22 protein-coding genes are annotated in these 23,368 nt (G+C 59.3%); 5 read left to right on the top strand and 17 right to left on the bottom strand.

Annotated features, from left to right (window positions below; genetic code table 11):
- Positions 1 to 320 precede the first annotated feature (320 nt).
- From Pan189_RS15865 to Pan189_RS15855, 3 genes are all read left to right on the top strand, one after another.
- Positions 321 to 1,769 (top strand): tetratricopeptide repeat protein, encoded by a 1,449-nt coding sequence (locus Pan189_RS15865; RefSeq protein ID WP_145364938.1) that lies wholly within the window; start codon positions 321 to 323, stop codon positions 1,767 to 1,769.
- A gap of 65 nt (positions 1,770 to 1,834) precedes the next feature.
- Positions 1,835 to 2,527 (top strand): HAD family hydrolase, encoded by a 693-nt coding sequence (locus Pan189_RS15860; RefSeq protein WP_145364937.1) that lies wholly within the window; start codon positions 1,835 to 1,837, stop codon positions 2,525 to 2,527.
- A gap of 282 nt (positions 2,528 to 2,809) precedes the next feature.
- Positions 2,810 to 3,007, top strand: a complete 198-nt coding sequence (locus Pan189_RS15855; protein WP_145364936.1) for a cold-shock protein — start codon at positions 2,810 to 2,812, stop codon at positions 3,005 to 3,007.
- Between the two features lie 111 nt (positions 3,008 to 3,118).
- On the opposite strand, the gene Pan189_RS15850 is transcribed toward Pan189_RS15855, so the two are convergent.
- The 11 genes from Pan189_RS15850 to Pan189_RS15800 all read right to left on the bottom strand — a co-directional run bounded on the left by Pan189_RS15850 (position 3,119) and on the right by Pan189_RS15800 (position 14,212).
- Positions 3,119 to 4,564, bottom strand: a complete 1,446-nt coding sequence (locus Pan189_RS15850; protein WP_145364935.1) for an MFS transporter — start codon at positions 4,562 to 4,564, stop codon at positions 3,119 to 3,121.
- 104 nt (positions 4,565 to 4,668) lie between these two features.
- Positions 4,669 to 5,976 carry a beta-ketoacyl-[acyl-carrier-protein] synthase family protein gene (locus Pan189_RS15845; protein ID WP_145364934.1) on the bottom strand — a complete coding sequence of 436 codons (1,308 nt, stop codon included), beginning with the start codon at positions 5,974 to 5,976 and terminating at the stop codon, positions 4,669 to 4,671.
- A 279-nt stretch (positions 5,977 to 6,255) separates the two neighbouring features.
- Positions 6,256 to 7,500 carry a beta-ketoacyl-ACP synthase II gene (gene fabF / locus Pan189_RS15840; RefSeq protein WP_145364933.1) on the bottom strand — a complete coding sequence of 415 codons (1,245 nt, stop codon included), beginning with the start codon at positions 7,498 to 7,500 and terminating at the stop codon, positions 6,256 to 6,258.
- A complete protein-coding gene (locus Pan189_RS15835; RefSeq protein WP_310820603.1) occupies positions 7,493 to 7,741 on the bottom strand; it encodes an acyl carrier protein in 249 nt (82 codons plus the stop codon). Before Pan189_RS15835 ends, fabF begins: the two co-directional genes overlap by 8 nt.
- Before the next feature lie 321 nt (positions 7,742 to 8,062).
- Positions 8,063 to 8,971, bottom strand: a complete 909-nt coding sequence (fabD, locus tag Pan189_RS15830; protein WP_145364931.1) for an ACP S-malonyltransferase — start codon at positions 8,969 to 8,971, stop codon at positions 8,063 to 8,065.
- Between the two features lie 97 nt (positions 8,972 to 9,068).
- Entirely contained in the window at positions 9,069 to 10,061 is a 993-nt protein-coding gene (gene plsX / locus Pan189_RS15825) for a phosphate acyltransferase PlsX (protein WP_145364930.1), read from the bottom strand.
- Between the two features lie 4 nt (positions 10,062 to 10,065).
- Entirely contained in the window at positions 10,066 to 10,248 is a 183-nt protein-coding gene (rpmF, locus tag Pan189_RS15820; protein WP_145364929.1) for a 50S ribosomal protein L32, read from the bottom strand.
- 319 nt (positions 10,249 to 10,567) lie between these two features.
- Positions 10,568 to 10,768, bottom strand: a complete 201-nt coding sequence (locus tag Pan189_RS15815; protein WP_310820602.1) for a CPXCG motif-containing cysteine-rich protein — start codon at positions 10,766 to 10,768, stop codon at positions 10,568 to 10,570.
- A 305-nt stretch (positions 10,769 to 11,073) separates the two neighbouring features.
- A complete protein-coding gene (locus Pan189_RS15810; RefSeq protein WP_145364928.1) occupies positions 11,074 to 11,886 on the bottom strand; it encodes a carbohydrate ABC transporter permease in 813 nt (270 codons plus the stop codon).
- Positions 11,883 to 13,145 (bottom strand): extracellular solute-binding protein, encoded by a 1,263-nt coding sequence (locus Pan189_RS15805; protein ID WP_310820600.1) that lies wholly within the window; start codon positions 13,143 to 13,145, stop codon positions 11,883 to 11,885. The genes Pan189_RS15810 and Pan189_RS15805 overlap by 4 nt, the downstream gene beginning before the upstream one ends.
- 131 nt (positions 13,146 to 13,276) lie before the next feature.
- Positions 13,277 to 14,212, bottom strand: a complete 936-nt coding sequence (locus Pan189_RS15800) for a carbohydrate ABC transporter permease (protein ID WP_145364926.1) — start codon at positions 14,210 to 14,212, stop codon at positions 13,277 to 13,279.
- A 100-nt stretch (positions 14,213 to 14,312) separates the two neighbouring features.
- Here Pan189_RS15800 and Pan189_RS15795 point away from each other — a divergent pair, with 100 nt between their 5' ends.
- Positions 14,313 to 15,881 (top strand): PQQ-binding-like beta-propeller repeat protein, encoded by a 1,569-nt coding sequence (locus Pan189_RS15795; RefSeq protein WP_145364925.1) that lies wholly within the window; start codon positions 14,313 to 14,315, stop codon positions 15,879 to 15,881.
- A gap of 49 nt (positions 15,882 to 15,930) precedes the next feature.
- Positions 15,931 to 16,152 (top strand): addiction module protein, encoded by a 222-nt coding sequence (locus tag Pan189_RS15790; protein ID WP_145364924.1) that lies wholly within the window; start codon positions 15,931 to 15,933, stop codon positions 16,150 to 16,152.
- Between the two features lie 310 nt (positions 16,153 to 16,462).
- Here Pan189_RS15790 and Pan189_RS15785 read toward each other — a convergent pair whose 3' ends face one another.
- The 6 genes from Pan189_RS15785 to asnB all read right to left on the bottom strand — a co-directional run bounded on the left by Pan189_RS15785 (position 16,463) and on the right by asnB (position 23,144).
- Positions 16,463 to 17,386, bottom strand: coding sequence for a class I SAM-dependent methyltransferase (locus Pan189_RS15785; RefSeq protein ID WP_145366221.1), 924 nt, complete (start codon positions 17,384 to 17,386; stop codon positions 16,463 to 16,465).
- Between the two features lie 29 nt (positions 17,387 to 17,415).
- Complete coding sequence (locus Pan189_RS15780) at positions 17,416 to 18,120, bottom strand: Uma2 family endonuclease (RefSeq protein ID WP_310820597.1); 705 nt, start codon at positions 18,118 to 18,120, stop codon at positions 17,416 to 17,418.
- A 56-nt stretch (positions 18,121 to 18,176) separates the two neighbouring features.
- On the bottom strand, positions 18,177 to 18,920 hold the full coding sequence (locus Pan189_RS15775; RefSeq protein WP_145364922.1) for an MBL fold metallo-hydrolase: 744 nt from the start codon (positions 18,918 to 18,920) through the stop codon (positions 18,177 to 18,179).
- A 102-nt stretch (positions 18,921 to 19,022) separates the two neighbouring features.
- Positions 19,023 to 19,460 carry a GNAT family N-acetyltransferase gene (locus Pan189_RS15770; RefSeq protein ID WP_145364921.1) on the bottom strand — a complete coding sequence of 146 codons (438 nt, stop codon included), beginning with the start codon at positions 19,458 to 19,460 and terminating at the stop codon, positions 19,023 to 19,025.
- A 94-nt stretch (positions 19,461 to 19,554) separates the two neighbouring features.
- Positions 19,555 to 21,021, bottom strand: a complete 1,467-nt coding sequence (gnd, locus tag Pan189_RS15765; RefSeq protein ID WP_145364920.1) for a decarboxylating NADP(+)-dependent phosphogluconate dehydrogenase — start codon at positions 21,019 to 21,021, stop codon at positions 19,555 to 19,557.
- A 194-nt stretch (positions 21,022 to 21,215) separates the two neighbouring features.
- Positions 21,216 to 23,144: an asparagine synthase (glutamine-hydrolyzing) gene (gene asnB / locus Pan189_RS15760; protein WP_145364919.1), complete on the bottom strand. Its 1,929-nt coding sequence runs from the start codon at positions 23,142 to 23,144 to the stop codon at positions 21,216 to 21,218.
- Positions 23,145 to 23,368 lie beyond the last annotated feature (224 nt).

Here is a 23,368-nt window from a genome sequence, read left to right as displayed (position 1 = left end):
CCGAGTAATCAATGCATTGCATGTCGAAACCACGATAGAGACCGAAGTCTCTTTGCGGCACAACGACAACGCACCGGCACCCACAATCGACAGAAAGCTCCGCCGACACGGGTGCATTCGAACCCCGAAAGTTATCCACGAGGTTTTTCGCTGTCAAGCGGCACGCAAGTGAGGGCTTCGGCTTTCCGGGCGATGCCGTTGCGGTACAATCCGACTTAGTATTTGGATAAACAGACTTATTGAACGGTGCTTTCAGCCCGCATCAGCGTGGGCTGACGCCATTGATTATTCAGGTTCGCGTGATTCGCCGGAGAGATATTATGTGTAATGTGTCGGCCTGTGCCCGCTCTTGTTGTCTGCACGCTGCAGCCCTCGCCGCGATCTCGTTCGGCCTTCTGGAAACTCAGTACGCTTTCGCACAGACGCGCAATGCCCCTCCCGCGGCGGAGAACCCCAACCGTGATGCCGAGCAGGCCTATCAGCGGGGCGAATTTGATCGTGTCGTCGAACTGACCGACTCCCGCCTGCGCCGGCAGCCCAAAGATGATGTCGCTTACTATCTCCGCGGGAGCGCCAAAATTGAACAGGGACTCCGCTCGGGCGAGGCCGACTCGGTCCGCGAGGGCATTGCCGATGCCCGCGAAGCGATTCGGCTGCGGGGCCGCGAGTTGGTCATCTACTATTTGCCGTACCTATACGGGATGACGAATCTTTCGATCATCGAAGAGCGGGACGACCATGCCGAGGTCGCCGTCCAAATCGCCGAACAGACCGTCGGTCGCGCAGGCATCAAGCCGGAAGAGAAAGCCAATCTCCTCTATCAGAAAGGACTGGCGCTCTCCTACCTGAAGAAACAAGACGAGGCCGTCGCGGCTTTCGATGAGGCGATTCGCCTGAACCCGAAAATGCTGGCCGCATTCACCGCACTGGCCGACCTCTACGCTCGCTCTGAGCAACCCGTGAAGGCGAAGGCGGCTTTCGACCGGGCCGTCCGCTCCTTTCCGGACAACCCGCTCGTGTACAACAATCGCGGGATGTTCTTACAGCAGCAGGATGAGTTGGACGCCGCGGTCGCCGACTTCACACGGGCGCTCGAACTCGATCGCAATTTCTTCTACGCCTACACGAATCGTGGTTACACGCTGCTGAAGCAAAATCAGGTCAGCGCCGCCGAAGCGGACTTTAACTCGTCGCTCAAACTGAATTCGCGGCAGCCGATGGTTTACGGCTTTCGCGGAACTGCGTACTTGGCGCAGGGCGAGTTTCAAAAGTCGATCGACGATCATCGCCGTGCCGTCTCGATGGTTTCTAAGAGCGCGGTGGCGCACGCCGATCTGGGCTTCGCCTACTTCTTCGCCGGGGATTTCAAGCGGGCGATCGAGAGTTTCGATACCGCCCGCGAACTGGAGCCGGGATTTAAGCATCTGCTGCCATGGAAGATCGAAGCGCTCCGGGCGTTGGGGCAGCAGCCCGAGCCGACCGGTTCCGACTTCGCCGAGAGTCTGGCCCAGTCACCGGATCAACGTGATTGGGTCGACTCTTTGATTAATTTCGAATTCGGGCGTATCTCCTCCGAGGAGTTGCTCGCGGCCGTAGGTGGGGATGCGAAGACGAATCCGCCACAATCGGCCGAAGCTCACTACTTCATCGGGCGAAAATTGTTGCGTGACGGTCAGACCGCTGCGGCCAAGGCCGAATTCCAAAAGACACTTTCAACCAACCAGCAACACCTTTCGGCCTATCGCGGTGCGAAGTTCGCATTGCAGTAGCGGACAAATCTCTCCGTCCGGTCTATACTCGTGCCGTTGCAAACGCACCCGCCGAGCGAACTTTTATGCACGTCTGTCTGTTCGACATTGACGGTACGCTATTGAATACCGGCGGTGCCGGTGCTTTGGCGATGGAGCGGGCGGTCGGTGAGTTGACCGATGGGTCGGACCGCCCCCTCGACATCCCCTATGCCGGTCGCACTGACCGTGCGATCGTCGCCGACATTTTTCGCCACTATGAACTCGACTTCGGCGACGCGGCGCTGCGAAACTTTCTCGGCCGATACGTTGAGCATCTCGACGAAATGCTCGGCCAATCCCCCGGACTGGTGCTGCCCGGGGTCGAACGATTGCTCGCGCATTTGCACCAGCGTGAAGATGTGATTCTCGGTTTGCTGACCGGTAATTTCATTGAAGGCGCCCGCTTAAAACTTCGCCATTACCATTTGGATGCCTATTTCGATTTCGCCCTCGGCGGTTTCGGAGACACGCATGCCGATCGTGACGAAGTCGCCCGTGTCGCATTCAACACGCTAAAAGCACATCGGCATCCTGAACAGATCGATCTGCGGCGGCTGTGGGTCATCGGCGATACCCCTGCCGACGTGAAATGTGGACGAGCGATCGGTGCCAAAGTTGTCGCCGTCGCGACCGGTGTCTATTCGAGTGACCAACTCGCCGAACATGCTCCCGACTATCTGGCCGAAGATTTCGAAGCCGTCGATGAGCTCCTCGAACTGTGGCCGGCCATCGGGTAATCCCTGAGATTAGGGTTACATGTCGCAATTTCGCTGGTTACCATTCGGAACTATGGCGATCACGGAATGGGCGGTCTGTTCCGGTCGCTCCACAGCCGGACCGAACAGCGATCCGATGGGTCCGGCGGCGGGAGGAAAGTGCGTTCTGACGGGGATTCGTACGTCCCGTCTTGCTGACGGCTCAGAGGGTACGAAGGGGCGCAACGCTTCTTAATTTCTGTGCGGAACGGCGACGCGAATTGCCCGCGGATTTTTGGGGGATTGCAGGAGATTCGGGCAGCCATGCCTCAGGGAACAATTAAGAAACTGACAGACAAAGGCTTCGGATTTATCGGCACGGACAAAGGCGACCTGTTCTTTCACCTCTCAGCACTCGAAGGCGTGACTTTCGAGGAGCTTCAGGAAGGTCAAAAGGTCGAATACAATGAGGGCCAAGGCCCCAAAGGCCCGCGCGCCGAAGACATCCGCCCGGTTGATTGAACAGCGGCGAGTTCAGTTCATTCGACACCGCAACAACGCCTTCCCGATCTTCGCGAAGGCGTTTCTATTGCGCGGCCCGACTCTCGTATTCAGCGTCCCGAAATCGATTGCCTACGATGCCGGGCTGGCCGAAGTTTCGACGGCCTCGTCTTGCGGGTCGAGCGGTGCGCCGCACATGCCGCACGTTGATTCATCGGCCCGATTTCTTTCGCCGCACGACGGGCAAAGCTGATCGTCTTCCGCTTCGATATTTTCGTTGGGCGGATGATATAGCAGGGGAACCGGAACCATGAGCAAACCGATAATTGCGAAGGTCCAACTCATCGGCAGTTTGAAAGCGGTTAGAAGTGCGACGCAGGCGAAATAGGCGAAGCCCGCAAAGCAGATACCGATCCAGTTGAATAAATTCATCGCCGCGATCACCCGTCCCTTTTGATCGGACGGGGGTCTCACCTGCAGATAAGTGGTGATCGGTAGCGCGAATAACCCCGTCGAAAAGCCGGACGTCAGAAACACGAACAGCAGCGCCGCATATTTAAGCCCCCAAACGATTGGCAACACGGCGACGACCGCGATGCCGATCATTGAAGCGGCAATCCCGCAGGCTCCGTATTTGAGAAGCGAAAAGCGGATCGTTCCTTCAGACAGCCGGCCGGCGACGACAAAACCGATTGCGATGCCGACCGAGAGCGTGCCGCTCATGATGCTGGTGCGCAGTTCGCCGATATCTAACTGTTGCACGCCGAACTGGGTGATCGCGAGTTGCACCATGGCCCCTAAAAACCAGAAGGTGCTGCTGACCACCAAGGCTAAAGTCAGGGGACGATCTGTTCGGAGCATCGTCCATGTTTCAGACGTCATGAAGACGTCCCTCGGTCGGAATTGCAGGTTTGCACTGGCGGGCGGAGGGCGACGGATCACCAGCGCAGTGACGGTCCCACCAATGGCGACCAGCACGCAGAACGAGTTGACCAGCCAGTACTCTCCGTCGAAATACTTTCGCGCCAGTTCGCTCGCCGCTCCACCGATGACCATCCCGAAGATGATCGCGAGAAACGTGGTCATCGAAATGATGCCGTTGACGCGCGGCAGATCGCGGTGGCGAAAGATCTCGGGCAAAATTCCGTACTTCGCGGGTGAAAAGAGCGTGGTCTGCGAACCCATCAGAAAGAGCACGACCAGCAGCGGCCAGATTTGCCCGGTGTAGAATGCGGCCATGCCCAGAAGCATGATCGCGATCTCAAGGACCTTGCTCGAAAAGACGATCGTCCACTTTCCGCACCGGTCGGCCAAGAAACCGCAGAAGCCGGAAAATAGAATGAACGGCACCGCGAAAACGACCGTCGCCGCGAACTGATAGGAAGCCGCGGACTGCTTGTCGACAATCATCACGACAATGAACAGCAGGATCATCTGCTTGAACACGTTGTCGTTGAAGGCACCCAGAAACTGGGTCGCGGTCATGCCCAAAAATGCGCGGTCATGCCAGAGCGGCGGCAACGTGGCGGTATCGATCTCGGCTCGGGCGGGAGCCTCCCCCGGGACGGCTTCTTCCATGACGCACGGTTTCCAGCGGTAAGAGGCGGGCAAGCTCAGCAGCGGGATCGTAACCCCATTCGCGCCCGCCGATCCACCGTGGCTATGTCGATCGAGTCAGCGAACTAGGCCGTCTTGAAAACGACGGCGGCGGCTTGACCGATCCGCGTCACGTTCGTCTTCAGAAACAGCTTGCTGCCCGCTGAGGCATGTTCGCCATGCACGACATTAAGCGGGAAAGTTGAATCGCCCGATTCATAGTTGAGCGTCTTGGGAATCACACCCTGCCGACCGGCCAGAATCGAGCCTGCCAATTCGTAGACGCCGCATCCCGCTCCGCTACTGCCGAAGTAGCTCTTCAAGGCGGTCACCGGAATATCGGCGGCTTTCGCCCCGAGCGACTGATGCAACGCCTCGGCTTCGGCCGCATCTCCCGAAGGCGATCCGCCGGCATTCGCGTTGACGTGCCCCAGTTCGTCGGGAGCAATGCCGGCAGCACTGAGGGCGGCGCGAATTGCGTTGGTCAGCGATTTCACCATGTCGCCTTTGCCACTGCGATCCATTACGCACGAGGAGCCGGTCCCGAGCACTTCGGCAAGAATCTCTGCGCCGCGGGCCTCAGCGTGATCGCGACGTTCGAGGATCAGCGTTCCCGCTCCCTCCCCCACAACCTGTCCCTTTCGCGATTGATCGAAAGGCCGGCACCAGGTTTCGGGCGGCGAATCGTATTGAGCCAGATCGTCCCACAGTGCGACGTGCATCGACTTGACCGGATGAAGTCGGGTTCCCGTCACGCCGGCAATCATGACGTCGGCTCGACCGCGTCGGATGATCGAACAGGCTTCGCTGATTGCATTAATTCCCGAGACTTCGTCGAGCGTTAAAGAGTTACTCGGACCGCGGGCATCGAGCGCAATGCTGATGTGGCAGGCCGGCATATTCGGGAGATATTTCAGCAGCCACAGCGGTTCCATCACATTCAAACCGGTGGTGCCCCACTGGTCGTAATCAAAGTCGCCATTTTCGTCACTGCATTTGACGCAGGCATCGAGCAGCACGTCCGGCGGGCTGAACATCAGGTTAGCGCCGAAGTCGACCCCGATGCGGGAGCGGTCCATTTCATCGAGATTGAGACCGGCATGTTCGACGGCGTTCAGCGCCGAGACGACGCCACTTTCGATCTCCCGACACATCACCCGCACGAATTTTCGTTGTTTCTTAGGCATGACCGTTTTGGTCACGCTGTCGTCAAATCCCCATGCCTGACCACCGACGTTCTCAGGTGCGGCGAGGCCTTTGATCAGGTCGGTTCGGCGGATACCGCTTTCGCCTGCCAAGAGATGCTGGCCGTACTCATCCGCGGTCAGACCGAGCGGTCCGACCAAACCGAGTCCGGTGACGACAATCGACGATTCACTACTGGTGTTAGGCATGTCACTTAAGCCGTACGCGAATGGGACGGCGACGAAGGGCGTTCGGGCCGAGCGGGGCGTCATTTTGGTAAAAGGCGGCACAATCGGCGGCCTGCGCCTATCGTGTCACTCGAATGTAGCACACAGGCGGCGACGTGTTGCCAAATCGCACCACCTGGCCCCCAATCAGCCAAAGAGTAGGCCAATTCCCGCAAATCGGAAAGCGGAATTAAACAATCGATGCGACCGTGACGCTCGACGCAAATCACAAAAAAGCTGAGCCGTATCGTTGCTTGCGGCTTATCGGACCCCGGAAAGCACCAAGCAGGCATTATGGCCGCCGAATCCGAAGCTGTTCTTCAGAATCGACTTGATCGGCATTTGCTGCGGCTCGTTCGGCACGTAATTGAGATCGCAGCCTTCTCCCGGCTTATCGAGATTAGCCGTGGGCGGTGCGACCTGATCGCGCAGAGCGAGCAGGCAGGCCACGATTTCGACGCCACCGGAGGCACCGAGCGTGTGACCGAGATGACCCTTGATGCTCGAGACCGCCAGTTTGGAAGCGTGATCGCCGAAAACCGTGCGTATTGCGACGTTTTCCGCCTTGTCTCCCAGTGGGGTGCTCGTGCCGTGGGCGTTGATGTACTGAATATCTTCAGGATTCAGTTCGGCGTCACGAATCGCGGTCGCCATCGCCATTGCCGCACCGCGGCCTTCGGGATCGGGGGCAGTCATGTGGGTGGCATCGGCACTCATGCCGTACCCGTTCAATTCTCCCAGAATATTCGCGCCTCGGGCTTTCGCCCGTTCGTATTCTTCCAGAATGACAATCCCCGCCCCTTCCGACAGCACAAAGCCGTCACGGTCGGCATCGAATGGTCGGCTTGCCTTCTCGGGATCGTCGTTGCGAGTCGAAAGTGCGTTCATCCGTCCGAAACCGGACAGCCCCATCGGCGTCAAACCCGCTTCGGAACCGCCGGTGACCATGACGTCAGCCGTACCGTACTGAATCAGCCGATAGGCATCACCGATCGCGTTTGTCGCCGAAGCGCAGGCGGTCGCGACGGCCGAATTCGGTCCTTTCAGCCCCCACTGCACCGAGACGTTCCCGCTGGCGGCGTTGACCATCAGCTTCGGGATCATGAAGGGGGACACGCGGGTCGGTCCGCGACCGTACAACGTCGAGTGTTGCTCCTCGATTTCGTTGAGGCCGCCGATCCCACTGCCAATTAGCACGCCGAAACGCGTCAGGTCTTCGGCCCCGAGATCGAGTCCGGATTGCTTGAAAGCCTGATCAGTTGCGACCACGGAAAATTGGCTGAAGCGATCGAGCCGGCGGAGCTCTTTCTTGGGCAGATCGACGAGTTCGGTTGCGTTGAAATACGAAATTTCCCCGCCGAAGCGAACTTTGAATTCGCTCGGATCGAAACGTCGAATGGGACCGACCCCGCTCTTCCCGGCGAGGATCGCGTCCCAATATTCGCCCAAATTGCACCCGAGCGCGGTGACAACACCAGCGCCGGTGACAACCACCCGTCTACGCATTCCCGCTCTTTTCCTTGATGTACGAGATCGCGTCGCCGACAGTTTTGATCTTCTCGTAGTCTTCGTCCGGGATGGTGACTTCGAAACGGTCTTCGAACTCCATCACCAGCTCAACGAGATCGAGCGAGTCGGCTTTGAGATCATCGATGAAACTGCTCTCTTTCGTGATCTCTTCAACGGGGACGTTGAGTTGATCGCTGACGATCGCAATGACGCCTTCTTCCAGATTTTCGTCAGACACTCTTGTGGCCTCCATGGGGCAGTCCGGAACTTCGGTAAGTTTTGGATTGAGTTGTGATTTCTTGTCGCCCCAGAGGGGGCTTCCCGGATCAAGACCGCAGGGGAGCGACGCTGTATAGTTTGCAAATTCTCGGCTGTAAACGGCAATTGTGCCGAGAAATCATCCGTCTTTACGCGGCTTGCTCAGGTTCTCTGCACGCATCGCTCTTGTACCACAGCGAGATTCTCCGGTTCAACCGCGGTGGCACGATCTGGCAAGCAATTAGAGGAGTCAATTCCCTCTGAGCGATCGTTGCCACTGTCCGTCGGACTCACGACGGGTTTACGGGCACTCGGTCGCGGTGCACTTCTTTTTCCGATCGATCCGCTTCAGCAGTCCCGTGAGCACTCGCCCCGGACCGACTTCCACAAATTCTTCGATACCCTGATCGAGCATGTGACGGATCGAGTCTTCCCAGCGTACCGGTGAAACGACCTGTTGAGCGAGAACCTTTTGAATTTCGGCGGCGTCCGATGTCGGCTCGGCCGTCACGTTGGAAATCACTGGGATCCTCGGCGGCTGAAACTGAACTTCCGAGAGGGCTTCAGCCAGCCGATCAACGGCCGGTCGCATCAGCTCCGTGTGAAACGCTCCGGCGACGGCTAATTCGATCGGTCGACCGCCGGCGGCTTCGATCAGTTCGATCGCTTTCTCGCACGCCGCTTTCTCGCCCGAAAGAACCGTATTGCCGGGGCAAAGGAAGTTCGCCAGTTCGATCAGCCCGGTGTTGGACGCTTCATCGCGGATGGCTTTGGCCTGATCGCGGTCGAGCAACAGGGCGCTGACCATCCCCGAAGGACTGGCTTCCGCGGCGGCCTGCATCGCCTCGCCGCGAACTTTGACGACCTTAAGCCCCTCTTCGAATGTGAGAGATTCGGCAAAGACCAGGGCCGTGTACTCGCCCAGGCTCAACCCGGCTGTCAATTCGCATTCGTCGATCAGCTCCGGCGACTCCGCTTTAAGCTTTTCCAGCGAGGCCAAAGCGGCGACGAACAGCGCCGGTTGGCTGACGTCGGTCTGATCGAGTTTTTCTTTCGGCCCGTTCACGCAAACGTCGAGCAGGTCGAATCCGAGGACATCGGCCGCGTGATCGAATAGATCCTTGGCAGCCGGCAACTCTTCGGTCAGTTGCCGGGCCATCCCCAAGTGTTGGGCGCCTTGGCCGGGAAAGAGGAATGCGCGCTTCGCCATAATGGCCTCCCTGAAATTGCCAGAGCCCGATCAACCGCCACGACGCAAATCGTTTCGGCATGCTCGCCCGACATGAAGCCGCGACCGTGTGGTCACGTCAGTCGCGGACGAGGGCGGCGGTGATCCGCTCGTTGACGTGCTGATGTTCGTAGTTGGTCGCCGCACGCAGAGCGTTGGTAATTGCGTCTGCGCTGCTCGATCCGTGACAAATAATGCAAATTCCGTCGATGCCCAACAACGGGGCCCCGCCGGTGCCATGGTATTGAAACCGTTTACCAAGGCCTTTGAAGGCCTCCATGACCTTGTCTCGGTCGGCGTCCAAGGCGGGCATGATCGCTTCGGAGATCGATTTCATGAGGAAGTCGGCAATTCCCTCGCTGGTCTTCAGCACGACATTGCCGACAAACCCTTCGCAAATGAGGACGTCGGCTTCACCGGCGTAAAGCCCCCGACCTTCGACATTGCCGACGTATTGATCTTTCAAGTCGCTCGAAGTCAGGAGCTGGTGAGTCTCGCGATACAGTTCGTTGCCTTTGCCATCTTCACTGCCGATGTTGATCAGCCCGATCCGCGGGGAATCAATCTTGAAGATCGACTTCGCGTAGATCGAGCCCATCACGGCGTATTGATAGAGGTGTTCCGACCGGGCCTGCGGGTTAGCGCCGACGTCGATCAAGACGCTCTTACCTTTGAGGGTTGGAAGCGTCACGGCGATGCCGGGCCGCTTAACACCTTTAAGGAACAGTCGCGTTCGCAGACCCGCGGCGACGACCGCCCCGGTATTTCCGGCACTAACGACGGCGTCGACTTCTTTGCCGGCCATCATCTGCCAGCAGACCGCCAGCGAACACTTCGGCTTTTTCCGAAGCGCTTCGACCGGCTTTTCGTGCATCTCAATGAAGCCTTCGGCTGCGTGCACGGTGATCCGGTCGCCCGAGTAAGCTGCCTCTGAGAGCAGTGTTTCAAGGCGAGGGCGGTCTCCGACGAGACAAACCGAGATTTCAGGCAGCAAATCGAGAGCCGCGATCGCCCCGTGCACGTTCGGCTCGGGAGCATGGTCGCCGCCCATCGCGTCGAGGGCGATCCGCATAGCGTCAGTCTTCCTCGGTTTCGACGAGCGTGCGGCCCATGTAGTAGCCGCAATTGGGGCAGACGACATGGGTCGGCCCGATGTTGCCGCACTGCGTGCAGGCGGCCAAATTCATCGGTTTGACAGCCATGTGGCTGCGGCGTTTCCGCTTTCGCGCCTTCGATGTTTTTCTTTTGGGAACAGCCATCTTCAAAATTCCTAACGGTAGCAATTCGTCCGACGAGCAGCGAAAGCGGCCGTGGCCTCAGCGAGGCGGTAGACCGGGCGAACGTCGTCAGGCGGCGTACGCTGATGTCAGTCGGACGGACAGGCAGAGCGATCGATCGAGGCGGCATCGTAGTTCCGGCCCGAAGAATGTGTCAAGGAACCGGCGGGAAGTGGCGAGGCGCGGGGCCGTCGGCGGGGGCGATGGGAGAGGCGGGGGAACGAGCGAAGCAATAGCAACGTTTCCGATTCTCCCACTCTCGACCCTCGACTATCAACTCTCAACCGCGAGCGCAGCGAGTTTATGTCGACTCGGAAGATACGACCGCTTCGCCCTCCGGGCCGAAGCTGACGTAAATCTGGTTCGGATGACAGCAGACCGGGCAATCTTCGATGAACTGCTGCTCATTCCCTTCGGTCAGGTCGAGCGGAATGACGATGGCCTCGCCGCACGACGGGCAATCGTAGGTGGCGTCATCCTCTCGGAATTCGATCTCGTCCATGTCGGCATTTCCCCCAGATCGAGCGGGATTCATTTGCGTGATTATTTGATCCACGATAGACTCGTCGATCCGGAAATATCACAGGCAAACGCCATTCTTTTCGATTGAGAGTCAGACAGGGTATGGGAACGAAGAAAACAGGTAAGGGTCGCCGCAAGATCGGTCGCAAAAAGCGGCGGATGCGGGCCAAGATCCGTCACCGCAAAGGCTGAGTTCCTCGCCCCAGTCCTCCGATCGCTTTCCCGTCGGGATTGCTTGGCGATAAGCGTACGCGCTCTCCAAAGGGGGGGCGAAACGCGTCTGCCTCATCCCTTGAGGCCCCCTGCGGCGATGCCTCGGGTGAAAATGCGGCCGGCGATCATAAAGAGGATCGCCGCGGGCAGCGTGAACAAAACCGCTCCGGCCATCAGCGGGCCGAACTGCGTGCGATAGGCACTGACGAATTGCTGCAGAGCGTAAGCGAGCGGATATCTCGCCGGGTCGTTCAGATAAAGCAGCGGGCCGGCGAACTCATTCCAAGTCGCCAAAAACTGCAGCACCGCGACCGTCGCCAGCGCCGGATAGGACATCGGCACGACGATCCGCGACAGAATCGTCCATTCCCCTGCCCCGTCGATTCTTGCCGCATCGCATACTTCGTCGGGAATCGTCAGGAAGAACTGCCGCAACAGGAATACGGAAAACGCCTCTTGAGCCAACCAGTTCGGCAGAATCAGCGGCCAATAGGTGCCGTAAAGGCCCAGCGCGGCGAACAGCTGAAACCGCGGCAGCATCGTGACGTGAAACGGCAGCAGCATTGTCGCGATCAGCACGAGAAACAGGGCATCACGTCCCGGCCATTCCAGCTTTGCGAACCCGTACGCCACAACACAGCAACTGACCGTCGTGCCGGCTGACGTCGCGACCGCATAGAAGAGCGAATTACCGAGGAAGACCAGCAGCCGTTCGTCTTCGATCACCTCGGCATAGTTTTGCCAATAGAACGTCGCGGGCCAGAATTCAGACTCCGGCTGCCCCGGAGGTTTCAGCGACGAAAGCAGCATCCACACGACGGGCAAGGCGAACAACGCCGCGGTCGCGAGGCCAAGTAGTTCCGCCGGGAGTGTCGAACGCCTCATAGGCCGCCTCCCGCTTTGAGGCGAGCTTCAACTGCAACGTCGGCCCGCCGTAGTGCTTCGGCGGGGGCGGCACCGCCGGAGATTGCTTCGTCGGCCGCCCGGTTGACCCGCTCATAGAGAAAAGTCTGCACGGAAACGGCGGGCGTTGGAATCTGCGCCTCACTCTGCGTCAGTTCGACGAACAGTCGAAACTTCGGGTGCTCGTCGAGGTAAGCCTGAAACGTCGGCTGCTCAATCACCTTGCGGCTCGCCGGGATCCAACCGCCCGTCGCCGCTGTGTCAGCAGCCTCGGATTCATTGTCGAAGCCTGCCCAGAACTTCATGAAGGCCCACGCTCCGTCCGGATTCCGAGCGCCTCGGGGAACGAGAAAGAAGTTGCCGTTCACCCAACCGGCCCGCGGACGTCCGCCCGGCGGATAAGGCAACGGCCCGACTTCGTAGCGGATTGGCATCTGCCCCGCAGCAATCGCTTGTTCCGCGGCAGCGTCAAGTTCGGCCACCCGCCATTGGCCGTCCATCACGATCGCGTAGCGGCCGTCGAGCAACATCGAGCCCGCACCCGTCTCCCGAGCCGTGCTGCGAAATGCGACCGCTGTATCACGACCGTGGAAGTCGGCGTACGACCGCATCCATTCCAACGCGGTGACGACTTCGGGATCATCGATCGAAGTCTCGCCGGAAATCGGATCGACGAAGTCTCCGCCGAAGGCCGTGCCCCATGCCCACAGGCGGCGATCATCCGGCAGGTAGCTGATCCGGTTCGGGTCGGCGATTCGGTTCATAGCGAGCGCGTCAAACTCTTCGATCGTCTGCGGCACCGGCCGATCGGCGAGAAAGTCGGAGCGGTAGAACATCGCGCGGATGTCCAGCGCGTTGCAAAGGGCGAAAAGCTCGCCTTCGTAGGTTCCGATCCGCTTTGCCGGAGGTGAGAGCCATCGCATCAGTCGTTCGTATTCGGCTTCGTCCTCGCACAACTCACGCATCGGCGTCAGCACGCCGCGTGACGCCCATTGAGCGATGACTTGATCGTCTTGATTGATCAAGTCGGGATAGCTGCCGCCGGCGACCGCCATGAAGAATTTCATGTCCAGGTTTTGGCCGGGCACGGGCACTTCTTCGACCTCGTACTCGTCCTGTGAGGCATTAAAGCGCGCGACAACGTCCCGCACCGCCTCACGCTCGGCACCGCCCCAAAAGTGCCAGAAGACGACCCGCTCACGCCCCGCGGGAAGACCCGCCTCGCCACTCATCGCCCACATGACAAAGGCGATGCCAAATAAGCCCGCAACGCAAGCAACACATAAGCCCGACGCGCGAGCGAGAGATTTCCCGGGAAGAGGTGATGTTTTTCTAAGGTCCCTCGCTCGCGCTTCGGGTTTGTGTTCGGCGCTCATCTGTAATGCACCCACGATTTCGAACCGCGGAACAGGAGCACCGTCGCTACCGCGACCACAACGAACACCGCCCACGCGCACGCGCTCGCGTAGCCCGCCTCGGCGTACTTGAAGGACCACAGAAAGATGTACAGCGAGAGCACCGTCGTCGTGCCCTGCGGACCCCCGCTGCCTCCGCTGACGACGTATGCCTGAGTGAAGTACTGCACCGACGCGATCAAACCCATGATCAGATTGAAGAAGATCACCGGGCTTAGTGCCGGCAGCGTCACGTGCCGAAAGCGAGACAGCGGGCCGGCCCCGTCGAGCATCGCGGCTTCGTAAAGATCTTTCCGAATCCCGCCGAGCGCTGCCAAATAGATAATCACAAAGTTCCCGATGCCCCACAGGCTCATCAGGATCAGGCCGTCTTTCGCGCCGGGTCCTGCCTGACCACTCAGCAACGACATGAGGTTAAAGAACTCGGAGGGGCTGTTGAACCATCCGGGCGTCACTCCGAGCGGTTGGAGCATTCGATTGACCAAGCCTTTGGTCGGATCGAGCAGCCACATCCACACGATCGCTGCTGCAACTGTCGGCACGATCGACGGCAGAAACACGAGCGTGCGGTAGATGCCTCGGCCCCGCGTCGGCCGGTTTAAAATCACCGCCAGCATCACACCCAGCACGACGCTCGCGGGCACCGAAACGATTGCGAAGTAAAACGTGTTCCACAAAGCCTCACCGAAGCCGCTCGCATCGGCAATCTCTCTCGCCATCCGTTCAAAATGATCGGGGCCGATGAACTCGGGTGACGACAGCAGATCGTATCGACAGAACGTCCAGTAAAGCGTGGCCGCGAACGGGTAGAGCACCAGCAGGCCGAACCCGATCAGCCACGGCGAGACGAAGGCGAGGCCGGTGCGAAGTTGTCGTTGCGTCCGTGGCGACATGTTCGACAATTGGATCAACAAAGTTTGATGTTGCAGTGATCGTGGCAGGTGCGGATAGTAGCGGAGTTCTTAGGCACATGCGTCTCCACCGGAATTTCCTATGCGCTGGCTTATCGCGTTTTCCGTTCTCTCACTCGCTTCCTGCTCCGCCAGTGGGGCGATCGTCACCGGCACCATCTCGGAGGTCGGCGAAGGTCAACTAACGATTTCGGCTGCCGACGGGTCGGGCAGCCAGACGCTCCAAGTTCCGACGAGAACGCGGATCGAACTCGACGATAAGTCGGCCAAGCTGTCCGATTTGCGTCCCGGCTTTCAGGTCAAAATCAGTGCCAGTCGCAAAGGCGAAGCGCGACTAATTCTGGCGACCAGTGCGGGAGCACCGGCTGCATCGAACACACCTCCGCCGGGATCGCCCCGAACACCGGTCGCATCGCCCGGCTTCCAAGCCGGTCCTGCTCCGCCGACCGACGGCAGCGACGAATGGCCGCAGTTCGGTGGCCCGAATCGTGACAATCGTTCCGCGACGACCGGCATCAACGAGAACTGGCCCGCCGACGGCCCGCCGCGGCTTTGGACGATATCCGGTCTCGGCGAAGGCTACTCGAGCGTGTCGGTGGTGGGTGATCGCGTCTTTACGATCGGAACGAAGGGCGGACAGGAGACGGTCTTCGCCCTCGATCTTGCTTCCGGGCGAGCCGTCTGGTCGACACCGATCGGCACCGTTTATAAGGACGGTCAGGGCAATGGCCCGCGGAGTACGCCAACCTATGACAACGGTAAGCTCTACTGCCTGGGAGCAAACGGTGATCTCGCCCGCATCGACGCCGCGTCCGGGCAGATCGACTGGAATCTGAACATCCTTCAGAAATTCGGCGGACAGAACATCGTATGGGGCATCAGCGAGTCGCCACTTGTCGACGGTGACACCGTGGTCGTCACGCCGGGCAGCCAGAACGGACAGGGGACGGTCGTCGGCCTGAATAAAGAGAGCGGCGCGACCAGTTGGACGTGCTCCATCCCGGGCAACCCGCAGCCGAGTTATTCGTCGCCGATTAAACTCTCAAGTGGCGGAAACTTTGGAGCCGGCGGATTGAATCAGTACGTCGTATTCACCTCAAAAGGTCTCGTCGGGATCAGCGTCGAGAACGCCATGCCCCTGTGGGGTGACGACTCCGCCTCCAACGGAACGGCGAATTGCTCTATTCCGCTGCAATTCGGTTCAAGCGTATTTTATTCGTCCGACTACGGCACCGGCGGATCGCTCGTCCGCATCAATAATCGCGGCGGCGGATTTCAGGCCGCGGTCGCCTTTCACACCGACGACCTGAAGAACCATCACGGCGGAATGGCCATCGACGGCGACTACGTCTATGGAACGAGCGGCGATGCAGGCATCCTCGCCTGTGTCGATCTTAACAACGGACAAACCATCTGGCGTGATCGCAGCGTCGGCAAAGGGGCGACGATCTATGTCGACGGGAAATTAATCGTCCGCAGTGAACGCGGCCCGGTCGCGTTAGTCCGCGCGACATCGAACGGCTACGAAGAAATGGCCCGCTTCGACCAACCCGAACGTAGCGGCCGACCGGCATGGCCACACCCGGTCGTGGCTAAGGGACGGCTGTTTTTAAGGGATCAGGACAAATTGCTGTGTTTTAATGTGAAGTGATTCAGCTCCTGATATCGCCAATTCCTGCCTCAAAATTATAGTCAGTCAGATGTCATCGAAGACCGAACAGCTCATTTCCGAGGCTCTAGAACTTCCCGATGCGGAGCGGCTTCAGATCGCTTCGAGTCTCATGCTGAGCGTGGGACCTGATTTATCGGATGTTCGTGACACGGATTGGGTCGCGGAATTGAACCGCCGTAGCGACGAGTTTTCCGCAGACCCTTCGATTGGGATTGCGTGGGAAACTCTTAAGAACGAGTGTGACGAGTAGCGGTATGCCCGCTCGAGTTACTTTTCATCCGGATGCCGCGAGGGAGTTGCGGGAAGCCAAACGCTGGTACCGCAGGGAGGCTGGGCGGAAATCCGCGACGCTTTCGTGGCGGAGATCGACCGCGTCATGGTTCAGGTCTCTCAATTTCCGCTGCGATGGCCTCGCTACGAGGATCCTTATCGCTTCCTGAAGTTAGTGAAGTTTCCCTAATTGGTCATTTATGAGTTCATCGGCGATGAGCAACTACTCATCGTCGCTGTCGCCCATGTTCGCAGGCAACCCGGATACTGGAAGGCACGAACGTGAGGATTCAGCCCCGCACCCCAGTCACGTTCACCCCGCTTCCCACCAACAGATTCCGTTCATACGCCCAACGGTAAAACCGCCCGCTCTTCTCCGGCGGCAAGACGCGGAGGTTTTCGAAGCTGGCGTCGCCAAACCAGTCACAAAGTTCCTCGACTGTGTGGTGATATTGATACTGCGGTGCGTACCAGTCAAAGGTGTCGCACAGCCGGTTCTCGGGGTCGGGGTGAGCACTGAAATTAATGACCTTGTTGAGCGTCTGCTTTAAGATCGGAATACCGCCGAGCGTCGCACCGAGGCGGCAGTACCGCTCTAATTGTTCCGGATTCATCTTCGTCGAGCGAGCACGCAGCGCGTCATTAATTCGTTCCTGCCACCATTGATTGCGGCGGTAAAGCCAGGCCGAATATCGACCACCGGGGCGCACCATGTTCGCGACAGCGTCGAAGACCTTCCGGGTGTCGGCATCGTGATGCATCACTCCGATGGAGAACACGAAGTCAAACGATCCCGGCTCGAACGGCAGTCTCTTAAGGTCGCCCTGCACGAAAGAAACGTCCGGCAGGTGACCGCATAGTATTTGGGCCTTATCGACGGCCTGCGTGTGATCGACACCGACGACCGACGCCCCGGCTTCGCCGGCTATTTTGCAATACCGCCCTCCCCCGCAGCCGGCATCAAGAACTTTTAAGCCCTTAAGCTCATCGAGGGACACCCCGGTCTTCGCCTGAAAGGTCGCCCGGTCCTCCTCATCGTGGGCGACATCATAAGTCGTCCACTGTCGCCCGAAGCTCTCCAGATGCTCTGATCGCACAAAGCGTGGAATACCGCCGATGACCGGAATCTCCGCGCCGCCTTCGTCGCGAAGGACGCCACGGGCGCGGTCGTACTGAAACCCACCGCCACGAGGAGAACGCAGTGACTCGACCAAATCCGGCGTCGGTTGCGCCCTTGCTCCGGTCAAGACGTCCGCCTACTTTCCAACTCAGCAACAAACTTGGCGTGCGACTCGTCGGCAAGGCCCCGCTGCAGCGTCGCCAGCACCGCTCTTGTATCGTCCGAAATTATTGCCTCGACATTCAGCCACAGCCCGGGAAATATGGCCGACTTAAAGGTGCCGTCTCTTGGTAAGTCAAGGCGTTCAAATTTTCCGTCGACCCTGTGGAACCAGAACAGTTCAGCGGGATCAGTCGTCAAAACGAGATATTCGAGAACTCCGGCTTGTTGGTAAGACTTTAGCTTCCGATGCAGATCGATCGCGGCGCTGGTCGTCGCGACTTCGCATACCAACTCGGGCCCGCCGGCGAGGTACTTGTCCTGATAGCAAAGGCGACCGCCAAACTGTGGGAGAACGTAGAGCATGCAATCAGGTTGCACTTCGTCGAATTCGCCCAGCAGGACGGTCCCATCCGTCGGAGATTTCACACCGGGGGTCATCGCTCTGTAATTGACGAGCCAACCGGTGAATGTCGCCGTGGCATTACTATGCTGCCGTGAGACGGGAGAGGCCACGTAGACGATTCCTCCAATCAATTCCGCTCGGAAGGACTCAGGCGTATCTTCGTAAAGCCGATGAAAGGTCGGTCGGTCGAGATGATCGCCGTTCGCGAGACTGTTGCCCCGCGTGGGGGACTGTTGGCGACGGTGGATGAGCGTTTGCGTCACGGAATTCTCCGGATGAACGGGGCCGTCCGAAAATTCTACACAATCGGCACGGGCAATCAGAAGTCGATCTCATCCAGATCGTTGGCGATCGTGGTCTTCGGGAAGATATTTCGGGCCACTTCGATGTCGATCGGGTGATCGGTGTCGGCAGCGAGAGGATCGAAATGAACCAGCATCAATCGCCCCACTTCCGCGTCACGGGCGAGTTCGGCGACGGGCGTGGTGTGGCTGTGCCCCGTCATGTGGGCAAATGATTCATCCTTGTCTTCGAAGTCGCACTCATGCACCAGAAGGTCGACCCCTCGAACGAAATCGATCGACTCCGGTGAGCCGTTGGCGGTCGTATCGGTCACGTAAGCGATCGAGCGATCGGGCCAGTCGATCCGATAGCCGATACTACCGCCGGGGTGCTCCTGGTGGCGGTATGTCAGACGACCGCCGCCCGGCACGTCGACCGGACCATCCAGCGGCGTCCACGCATATTTCATTTTTACCGGGAAGACATGCTCTGAATAAAGATGCTCTTGGATCGCATCCAATTTGGCCTGCTCGCCATGCACGGTCGCGCTTTCGACCGTACCCATCGTCATTTCCGGGAGCAGATAGGTCAGCCCGACGATGTGATCGAGGTGGGCGTGCGACATAAAGAACGTGATGTCTTTCGTCGCCAGATAATTCTTAATTCGATACGCCCCGGTTCCGGCGTCGAATACGATTCCGAGTTCCGGAATCATCAGGCAGAGCGTGTGGCGCGAATCGGTCGGCTGAAATCCACCGGTTCCGAGGAAGATCAACTTCATAGAAGGCCCCGCGACGAATGAGAACGGAGCGTTCCGGCGAGCATCGCGTTCGCGGCTGCTTGCTCACTTCGGTGCCGCTGACCCCTCATTGCATACTTGTCCTTAAGACAGCGACTTTCGCAGAAATACGCTTTTCACCGTGGGACGATAGCCGAGATGCTCGTGCGCGACGAGTCCGACTGTGTTTCCCAGCACGCAGTCGGATGCCATTTCGCGGCAACCCTGTTGACTCGCCCAGTCTTCGGCCGCCTTCACCAGCGTTCCGCCCACGCCGCTGGAACGGTTGGCCGCGTCGACGTACCAACCCTCCAAATAGCCGACCGGCGACGTCCGACAACCCTCCGCTTGCGCGCGAACGGAGACTTCCGCGAACCCGACGAGCCGGCCCTCATGCTCAGCCACAAATACGGCCGCGTGTTGATTGTCGAGCGTAACGTGCGATGCGGAGGTCATCGGCTCGCCCGATTCGGTCGGCCAAAGCCGCGTTCGCAGCTTCAGCCATTCGTCGCGATCTTCCTGTCCGATTTGTCGAACTTCCATGTGTCAGCCGTAATTTTCTGAACGATCCCGAGACTGGTTTTCGCAATAGCGACGGGCCGATGTCGAGCACCTTCGCCCCGCCACTCGACCTCGCTTAGAGCGTTCGTTCCCGGATCCAATCGGTGTGGAACGTTTCGCCGCGCGGCTTGTCGATGCGTTCGTAGGTGTGCGCACCGAAGTAATCACGCTGCGCCTGCAACAAGTTCGCGGGGAGGCGATCGCGTCGGTAGCCATCGTAATAGCTGAGTGCGGCGGTGAAGGCGGGCATGGGAATTCCCAAGCGGGCACCGGTCGCGACGACGTTCCGCCAACCGGCCTGCGCCTTGCCGATCGCGTTTTTGAAGAAGTCGTCGAGCAGCAGGTTCTCAAGCTCGGGATTCTTATCGAACGCCGCTTTGATGTCGCCGAGGAAGCGCGAGCGAATGATGCAGCCGCCCCGCCACAATAGGGCGATGTCGCCGTTATTGAGCTTCCAACCGAACTCTTCGGCAGCGGCGTCGAGCTGCACATAACCCTGTGCGTAAGAGACGATCTTCGAGGCATACAGGGCCTGCCGGATGTCTTCGATGAAAGCTTTCTTGTCTTCGATCGTTGGCAATGGTTCGGCCGGGCCGGGCAATTGAGTCGACGCCCGCACTCGAGCGTCCTTCTGACCGGAGAGGCAGCGGGCGTAGACGGCTTCGGTCACCAGCGTGGTCGGTACGCCGAGGTCGAGGGCGTGCTGGCTCATCCATTTGCCGGTGCCCTTTTGCTTGGCCGTATCGAGGATTTGATCGACCAGATAGTTGCCGGTCTCGGGATCCTTCACGGTGAAGATGTCTTTTGTGATTTCAATCAGGTAACTGTCGAGGGTGCCTTCGTCCCACTCTTTGAAGACTTCGTGGAACTCCTGATTGGAAAGGCCAAGGGCTTCCTTCATCAGGAAGTACGCCTCGCAGATGAGCTGCATGTCGCCGTATTCGATGCCGTTGTGCACCATCTTTACATAGTGCCCGGCTCCGTCCGGCCCCACCCACTCGCAGCAGGGGCTGCCGTCTTCGACCTTCGCGGAGATCGCTTGGTAGATGTCTTTGACGTGTGGCCACGCATCTTCGGAGCCGCCCGGCATAATCGACGGCCCCTTGAGCGCGCCTTCTTCACCTCCGGACACACCGACGCCGAGGAATTGAATTCCCTTCTCGCGATAGTGCGGGACGCGGCGGTTGGTGTCCTCAAAGTCGGCGTTGCCGCCGTCGATAATAATGTCGCCCTCATCGAGCAGCGGTACGAGCGTATCGGCGATGGCGTCGACTGCTGGTCCGGCTTTGACCATCAACATAACGCGGCGCGGCGACTTCAGATTTTTGACGAGTTCTTCGAGCGTCTCGTACCCGGCGATTCGGTCGGGCGTCCCTTCATGGACGACCCCTTCCGGCAGATCGCCCAGTCCGTTCACGAACTTTTCCATCGTCGACGTGGTGCGGTTATTGACACCGACCGAGAACCCCTTGTTCGCCATATTGAGGACGAGGTTCTGGCCCATCACGGCCAAGCCGACGAGGCCGATATCGTGCTGAGACATCGAAGAATACCCTTGGTGCGAAAGCGATCTCACGACCGGCAGGACTGCTTTGTCCCGCCGACAAATCGGGAGTGTAACGCCCCACGTCGCGAAACCCCACCGTTTTCGCATGAGTTTGAACGAGGCGGAACGGCTTGCCGTGGCGGGTCGCAATCAAACGCGATCACTGCTGGCTATTGCGGGAAGCTCGTCACTCACGCCGCGGCGCGATTTTCGAATTCCGAATCGCCCCACATCGCCAAATTGACCAGCGGCCACGCCTGCATTCCCAGATGAGGAGTGGCGTCGGCGAGTCCATCGACCGCTTCATCGGTCAGCATCGTCCGCAGAAATTCGCTCGAACGCAGCCGTTCGGCCGTCGAGGCAGACCATTCCTGTGAGAGCCAACGACCGACCGGAGTCGGAAAACTGGTTTTTGGCCGATCGGCAAGTGCATGCGGCAAAACCGACCGAGCCAGCGTGCGGAGCGGGCGCTTGCCTTCCAACGTCCCACGCCGTTTCAATTCGCCCGCCGCCAGAAACGGTGCCGGCTCCTCCGGAGCAACGGCGATTTTCAACTCGTGCGGCATGCGAAAGGCGGTCGCCACCAACTCGTGATCGGTATAGGGCACTCGAGCTTCCAGCCCGACCGACATCGTCGCGCGATCCAGTCTCGACAGCAGCGATTCCAAATTGACCTCATGCAGCAGCCGCGCGTATCCGTCTGCCGTCTGTTGCCCAGCTTCGAAGAAGCCGGCATACCATTGGCGGACCGCGTCGTCGGCATCAATCGCCTCCCAAACTTGGGGACGCAACAAAGCCCGTTTCGCTTCCGGCAACAAGAGGCTGTTTGTGGCGAAGTAATAGTCGACCGCCGATTCAAATTGTGTCCGGCCCGAATAGCGAAGCAACGAGCTTCGAAAGAGTCGCTCGGCCGATGGGGTCAGTCCGGACTGCCCCGTTTCGATCGCTCGCAGTCGATCAAAGTCATCGGCCCCGCGGCTGACGGCGTCATATCCGGCCAGCAATTCGTCCGCCCCTTCGCCGCCGAGCACGACGCCCGCGGTCGGTTTGATCGCCGCCGAAATCTCCGCGATCACGACGTCATTCGGCGTTGCCATCGGTAGCCGAAAGCGTTCGACCATCGCCTCCCACCTGCCCCGGTACCGATCAGCATCCACCCTGACCGGTGTGAGATCGGCCTTCACATGGTCTGCGCAGCGTTTCGCGGCGGAAAGGTCCTCCTCCGCGCCGGTGCCGAATCCGCACACGGCGGGCAGATCGCGATTCGTCTGATCGCGAACGGCGACTGACAACGTCGAGGAATCGACCCCTCCGCTGAGAAACAATCCGACGGGAACATCGGCCCGCAGACGCCGAGAAACCGATCGGCGAAGGTCCTGCTGAAGTGTCTCGGCGGCCTCCCAGACATCGTCCGGCTTTTCTGATGCCATGCCGGCGGAGGGGTAATTCCAATACCGTTCAATGCGGATTTGTCCGCGGTCCCAAATCAATCGCTCTCCCGGCAGTAGCGAGAAGATGCCGCGGTACATTGTCTCTCGAGCCAACGTGAGCCGCAGTGTCGACAGGTAATGGCTGACGGCTCGATAGTTGGGCTCAGGTGTCAATTCAGGATGTCGCAGGATCGACGCGATCGAGCTGGCGAAAACGAACTGCGACCCGATCACACTGAAGTACAGAGGCTTTACTCCGAATCGATCGCGAGCCAGCAGCAAGCGGTCCTGTCGCAAATCATACAGGCCGAATGCGAACATGCCCGCGAAATGCTCGACGCAGCGTTCCCCCCAGCGGAGATAAGCCGCCGGGATGACCTCGGTGTCGCAGCGGGTCTGAAACTCACCACTGACGCCGGTCGATAACAGCCGTTTGAGTTCGGTGTCGTTGTAGATTTCGCCGTTGTAAACGAGTGCCAGCGGCGGCCGTTCGGTGACCCAAGGCTGCGTGCCACCCTCTCGGTCGCGAATGGCCAGTCGGCGATGGGCCAGGATCACATTTCGCTCGGCGAATGTCCCCGCTCCGTCGGGACCGCGATCGGCCATGGTGTCGCGCATCGCGTCGACATCGGCTCGCGATAGTCGCGGTGATCGTCCCGGCAGATCGACGATTCCCAGAATTCCGCACATGATGACCGCGACTGACAGAGTCGGAACAAAAAAGATCGAAGTGAGTTCAACGTTGAATCACCATTACCGAGAACATCGGCGGAACGACGATTCGGTCCGCAACCTGACTGGCGACCGGGCGAGAATCGACCGACCGGTGCAGTCCACAAGTCGATTTGGTAGACTGGCTCGCTTCGAAACCGCTTCCATTCAGACATGCTTCGCAGCCGAACGGCTTCGCCCTG

Origin of the sequence: Stratiformator vulcanicus (assembly GCF_007744515.1) — a bacterium.
Lineage (GTDB): Bacteria > Planctomycetota > Planctomycetia > Planctomycetales > Planctomycetaceae > Stratiformator > Stratiformator vulcanicus.
The sequence above is the reverse complement of the archived record's forward strand: the minus strand, read 5'-3'. Positions and strand labels throughout refer to the sequence as shown.

Excerpts from the sequence above, each read along its gene's own strand:
- Pan189_RS15865 (WP_145364938.1), top strand. The coding sequence starts at position 321 with ATGTGTAATGTGTCGGCCTGTGCCCGCTCTTGTTGTCTGCACGCTGCA.
- Pan189_RS15860 (WP_145364937.1), top strand. The coding sequence starts at position 1,835 with ATGCACGTCTGTCTGTTCGACATTGACGGTACGCTATTGAATACCGGC.
- Pan189_RS15855 (WP_145364936.1), top strand. The coding sequence starts at position 2,810 with ATGCCTCAGGGAACAATTAAGAAACTGACAGACAAAGGCTTCGGATTT.
- Pan189_RS15850 (WP_145364935.1), bottom strand. The coding sequence starts at position 4,564 with ATGGAAGAAGCCGTCCCGGGGGAGGCTCCCGCCCGAGCCGAGATCGAT.
- Pan189_RS15845 (WP_145364934.1), bottom strand. The coding sequence starts at position 5,976 with ATGCCTAACACCAGTAGTGAATCGTCGATTGTCGTCACCGGACTCGGT.
- fabF (WP_145364933.1), bottom strand. The coding sequence starts at position 7,500 with ATGCGTAGACGGGTGGTTGTCACCGGCGCTGGTGTTGTCACCGCGCTC.
- fabD (WP_145364931.1), bottom strand. The coding sequence starts at position 8,971 with ATGGCGAAGCGCGCATTCCTCTTTCCCGGCCAAGGCGCCCAACACTTG.
- plsX (WP_145364930.1), bottom strand. The coding sequence starts at position 10,061 with ATGCGGATCGCCCTCGACGCGATGGGCGGCGACCATGCTCCCGAGCCG.
- rpmF (WP_145364929.1), bottom strand. The coding sequence starts at position 10,248 with ATGGCTGTTCCCAAAAGAAAAACATCGAAGGCGCGAAAGCGGAAACGC.
- Pan189_RS15815 (WP_310820602.1), bottom strand. The coding sequence starts at position 10,768 with ATGGACGAGATCGAATTCCGAGAGGATGACGCCACCTACGATTGCCCG.
- Pan189_RS15810 (WP_145364928.1), bottom strand. The coding sequence starts at position 11,886 with ATGAGGCGTTCGACACTCCCGGCGGAACTACTTGGCCTCGCGACCGCG.
- Pan189_RS15805 (WP_310820600.1), bottom strand. The coding sequence starts at position 13,145 with ATGTGGGCGATGAGTGGCGAGGCGGGTCTTCCCGCGGGGCGTGAGCGG.
- Pan189_RS15800 (WP_145364926.1), bottom strand. The coding sequence starts at position 14,212 with ATGTCGCCACGGACGCAACGACAACTTCGCACCGGCCTCGCCTTCGTC.
- Pan189_RS15795 (WP_145364925.1), top strand. The coding sequence starts at position 14,313 with ATGCGCTGGCTTATCGCGTTTTCCGTTCTCTCACTCGCTTCCTGCTCC.
- Pan189_RS15790 (WP_145364924.1), top strand. The coding sequence starts at position 15,931 with ATGTCATCGAAGACCGAACAGCTCATTTCCGAGGCTCTAGAACTTCCC.
- Pan189_RS15775 (WP_145364922.1), bottom strand. The coding sequence starts at position 18,920 with ATGAAGTTGATCTTCCTCGGAACCGGTGGATTTCAGCCGACCGATTCG.
- Pan189_RS15770 (WP_145364921.1), bottom strand. The coding sequence starts at position 19,460 with ATGGAAGTTCGACAAATCGGACAGGAAGATCGCGACGAATGGCTGAAG.
- gnd (WP_145364920.1), bottom strand. The coding sequence starts at position 21,021 with ATGTCTCAGCACGATATCGGCCTCGTCGGCTTGGCCGTGATGGGCCAG.
- asnB (WP_145364919.1), bottom strand. The coding sequence starts at position 23,144 with ATGTGCGGAATTCTGGGAATCGTCGATCTGCCGGGACGATCACCGCGA.